The organism is Hyphomicrobium sp. (assembly GCF_051860585.1).
In the GTDB taxonomy this organism is placed as follows: domain Bacteria; phylum Pseudomonadota; class Alphaproteobacteria; order Rhizobiales; family Hyphomicrobiaceae; genus Hyphomicrobium_C.
In genome coordinates, this window is sequence record NZ_JBHYDS010000019.1 from 1 (window position 1) to 4,432 (window position 4,432).

General features: G+C 67.1%; 3 protein-coding genes. 2 read left to right on the plus strand and 1 reads right to left on the minus strand.

All coding sequences use genetic code 11. The annotated features are described in order from the left end of the window. Nucleotides 1–350 precede the first annotated feature (350 nt). Nucleotides 351–1,778, plus strand: a complete 1,428-nt coding sequence (locus tag ACTIFK_RS18965) for an aldehyde dehydrogenase family protein (RefSeq protein WP_439544579.1) — start codon at nt 351–353, stop codon at nt 1,776–1,778. Nucleotides 1,779–2,290: 512 nt separating this feature from the next. Here ACTIFK_RS18965 and ACTIFK_RS18970 read toward each other — a convergent pair. After that, a complete protein-coding gene (locus ACTIFK_RS18970) occupies nt 2,291–3,187 on the minus strand; it encodes an FHA domain-containing protein (RefSeq protein ID WP_439544580.1) in 897 nt (298 codons plus the stop codon). Between the two features lie 347 nt (nt 3,188–3,534). Here ACTIFK_RS18970 and ACTIFK_RS18975 point away from each other — a divergent pair, with 347 nt between their 5' ends. Then, entirely contained in the window at nt 3,535–4,239 is a 705-nt protein-coding gene (locus tag ACTIFK_RS18975) for a hypothetical protein (protein ID WP_439544581.1), read from the plus strand. Nucleotides 4,240–4,432: the final 193 nt, after the last annotated feature.

Consider the following 4,432-nt stretch of genomic DNA (forward strand, 5'->3'; position numbering starts at 1 on the left):
GGAAGGTCGTGCCGAAGGCGCGCGTGGAAGGTCGTGCCGAAGGCGCGCGTGGAAGGTCGTGCCGAAGGCGCGCGTGGGAGGTCGTGCCGAAGGCGCGCGGGGCAGGTCGTGCCGGAGGCGCGCGGGGCAGGTCGTGCCGGAGGCGCGCGGGACAGGTCGTGCCGAAGGCGCGCGTGGGAGGTCGTGCCGGAGGCGCGCGGGGCAGGTCGTGCCGGAGGCGCGCGGGACAAGTCGTGCCGAAGGCGCGCGGGACAGGTCGTGTCGGAGGCACGCGGGACAAGTTGTGGGCTGGCCATCGGCCGCGCCCGCATGCCAAGAGAGGGCCGGATGCTTTGAACGGAACCGGTCAGATGGCAGATCGCAGCAAATTCTATATCGGCGGCGCTTGGGTGGAGCCCAGCCGGCGCCGTTCAATCCCCGTCGTCAATCCGGCCACTGAAGAGACGCTGTACGACATGGCGGTGGGCTCGGCGGAGGATGTGGATGCCGCCGTCGCGGCCGCGCGCGCGGCCTGGCCTGCGTACGCAGCTACAACCCGCGAGGAACGCGTCGCGCTCCTGACGCGCATCATGGAAATCTACGCCAAGCGCATGCGCGAAATCGGCGTCGCCGTATCCGACGAGATGGGCGCGCCTCTGGGGTTCGCCGAGCGCGTCCATGCCGGCGCCGGCCTCAGCCACTTCATGACGACGCTCGAAGCGCTCAAGGCCTACCCCTTCGAGGAGCGCCTCGGCGCGGCGATGATCGTGCGCGAGCCGATCGGCGCCGTCGGCATGATCACGCCGTGGAACTGGCCGCTGAATCAGGTCGCCTGCAAAGTGGCACCCGCCCTGGCGGCGGGCTGCACGATGGTGCTGAAGCCGTCGGAATACACGCCGACATCCGCATTGATCCTCGCCGAGATCCTGCATGAGGCGGGCGTGCCGCCGGGCGTCTTCAACCTCGTCAACGGCGTCGGCCCGGAGGTCGGCGCCGCCATCAGCGCGCACCCTGGTCTCGACATGGTGTCGTTCACGGGCTCGACGCGGGCCGGCATCGATGTCGCCATCCGCGCCGCGCCCACCGTGAAGCGCGTGACGCAGGAGCTGGGCGGCAAGTCCGCCAACATTATTCTGGAGGATGCCGACTTCGAAAAGGCCGTGAGCGGCGGCGCCCGCCATTGCTTCGGCAACTCGGGCCAGTCCTGCAACGCGCCGACCCGCATGCTGGTCCCGGCCTCGCGCATGGACGAGGCGGCTGCCATCGCGGCCGCCGTGGCCGACAGCCTCCGCGTCGGCGATCCGCGCGCCAAGGAGACGGACACGGGGCCTGTCGCCAACCGCACGCAGTGGGACAAGATCCAGCGCCTCATCGAAAGCGGCGTGGCCGAGGGCGCATCGCTCGCCGCCGGTGGGCCTGGCCGCCCGCAGGGTCTCAACAAGGGCTTCTTCGTGCGCCCGACCGTATTCGCCAACGTCACGCCGGAGATGACCATCGCGCGCGAGGAGATTTTCGGCCCCGTGCTCTCGATCCTCTCCTACAAGGACGAGGACGACGCCGTGCGCATCGCCAACGACACGCCCTACGGCCTCGCGGGCTACGTGACCTCCGGCGACATCGCGCGCGCCCGCGCCGTCGCAAAGCGCCTGCGCGCCGGCAACGTCAATCTCAACGGCGTCATGAACGACCGGCGCTCGCCGTTCGGCGGCATGAAGCAATCCGGCAACGGCCGCGAATGGGGCCGCTTCGGCCTGGAGGAATACCTCGAAGTCAAAGCCATCGGCGGCTGGGGCGAGTGAGGGGTTCTCTCCGCCTTCTGCAAGCGCCGTGAAAGCTGTGTGGCTTCTTCCTCTCCACGCAAAGACGGAGAGAGGAAGCCGCTTACTTCCCTTCCCCCTCTCCCCATCGCCTTCGATGGGGAGAGGGTCGGGGTGAGGGGCAGCCAAAAAGAGACCGGTGAGGGGCAGCCAAAAAAAGACCGGTGAGGCGCAGCCAGAGAGCGACGGTGAGGGGCAGCAAATGCGCTGACGACAGAACCGGCCCCTCGCCCTAACCCTCTCGTCATGGCGAAGCCATGCTTCGCATGGACGTAAGAACGGGGAGAGGGAACCGCGCCGCCGAGCGAATGGAACCTGGCGTGGGTCCCGACCTGCGTCGGGATGACGTCGATCGGAGGTAACCGGATTCCACACTCCAATCGTCATCCTGGCGTCATGGCGCAGCCATGCTCCGCATGAACGGCCGGGACCCCGCAAGCCTCCGCGTCCGCCACGTCGGCAGGACCACGTGCGCCAGCCGCCGCGCCAATTCTCTACTTCGACCGGATGCCGAAGAAGCGCCTCGGAAGGTTGTCGGTGAAGCCGGTGATCGCGTGCTCGCCCGCGAACTCGAGGTCGATGTGGGCCTGCAGCTTGCCCGCCGCCGGCTCGCTGCACAGAAACGTCCGGTTGATGGCGCCCGCGATCTTCTCCATGCGAAAGAGCAGCACCAGCTCGGCGCCGGAGATGTTGTCCTCGCCGAGGCTGCGCGCCCCGCCCATCACGACGTCGCCGTAGTGCATCGCGATCCGGAACGGCAGCCGTGCGTCGCGCTGCTGGGCGAGCAGCGCATTGACCGCCGCCGTGACGGGCTTCGTCGGCTGGCCGTCGCGTGGCCAGATGGCGAGGAAGCCGTCGCCGAGGTACTTGTTGATCAGGCCCCCGTTCCCCTCGACGATCCGCCGGCACCCGTCGGTCCAGGCCCCGACGAGGGACGCCCAACGCGCCGGCTCATAGGCGGTGGCGAGCTTGGTCGAGCCGACGATGTCCGCGACCAGCATCCAGCACCGGGCGTTTTTCACTTCGATCATCGTCATCGAGGAATGGGCCGACGACTTGGCGCGCGCGCCGGACCCGAATGCCTGCCGGAACGTCAGGATGGATTCGCCGATGCCCACGCAATCGCCGTCGCTGAGACGCGTCGGGTTGGCGATGCGCAGGCCGTTGATGAACGAGCCGTTGCCGCTGCCGAGATCCACGAGCCAGTATTCCGTGCGGTCCTGGCGGTGCACGACGGCATGCCGGCGCGAAATCCGCCGGTCGTCGAGGATGATGTGATTGGAGGGCGCGCGCCCGATCGAGCAACTGACGCCGAGCGGCCAGGGACGTCCGTCCGCCGCTTCGAGCCAGGCATCCCGGTGGTCCGTATCGTCCGCCGATTGAGGCCCCATGGAGGGGTTCCGCGCTTGTGAACCTTATGCAAACTCGTGACGTGCGGCCCGCTTCGCAGAGCGCGGCCGCCCATCGCTTCGCAGTTTCACGGCCGCTCCACCGCGTGGCAAGAGATATCTGCGCGGATCGGCCTCAAACGCTGGCTGCTTCGGCCTCGAAGAAGACCTCGATGCGAAAGCCATCGGCGGCAGGGGAGTAGGGGCCCGTGTCGTCGCCAGAAGAAACGCCTTGGGAGATTGTCCGTAAAGCCCGTGATCCGCGCGCGGGCGACTTGACGAATTTGGGCTGCGACTCCAAAAGTTGATCCGGTTCTGTCGGGGGCGATGGACGCAATCGATCCGAATTCGTGGGGGCGCGCATCGAGCGGAATTTGATTGACGGGCCTCAGAGGCTTCCGCTGTCAGCGGAAGGCAGCCCGGCGCCTCTCCCTGCGTCCGACCATGTATCCGAGCACCTGTCCGACCATGTGTCACGCGACCTCCTAGGCTCAGGCGGCTCGTCACCGGGCGCGTTCGTTTCGGTCCCGCAACCGCGCTCGAAGGGCCGGCGCAATGCAGAAACCGCGCCGCCCGAAGGCGTGACGTTCCAGCACGAGGCGAACGCGCACGGCCACACGAAGGCGAAGTTCTTCAAGAACGGCAAGCAAGTCGGCTCGGCAGACATTCGCGACTTCGGTCACGCGATTCAGATCACCAACTTTCAAGTGGCGAGAGGCGCACGGCGCCAAGGTATCGGCACGGCGTTCCAGTTTTATATCGAGGCGCAGCTTGGCAAGCGGGCGGTGCCGGACGGAATGCTTTCAAAAGCCGAATATCGGCGCTGGGTCAAAGTCGATCCAATCGCTGTGCGCGATTACGTCAAGGGAACAAAAAACTATACGCCTCGCCCGAAGAGCGATGCCTATTTCGCCGCGCAAAACGGACGGCCCGTGCCAGGGTCCCGTGCAGCGCAAAGCATGTCGGCGCGATCTGAGCCCCTCACGCATGAGAACACGCCCACAAAGCCTCGCCGCAAGCGCCCTGCCGCGAAATCCACCGGTCGTCGAGGATGATGTGATTGGAGCGCGCGCGGCCGATCCGGCAGATCACGCCGGGCGGCCGGGGACGTCCGCCACTCCGAGCCATGGCGTCAAACTAGAAATTAAACCCGATGCCGGCGGTTGCCAGATGATGGGACGTTTCGTCGAGGCGAACCGTCCAGGCACTGGTGGGAGCATGGGTGGGATACACGGTGGGCCCGAAAGT

Excerpts from the sequence above, each read along its gene's own strand:
- ACTIFK_RS18970 (WP_439544580.1), bottom strand. The coding sequence starts at position 3,187 with ATGGGGCCTCAATCGGCGGACGATACGGACCACCGGGATGCCTGGCTC.
- ACTIFK_RS18965 (WP_439544579.1), top strand. The coding sequence starts at position 351 with ATGGCAGATCGCAGCAAATTCTATATCGGCGGCGCTTGGGTGGAGCCC.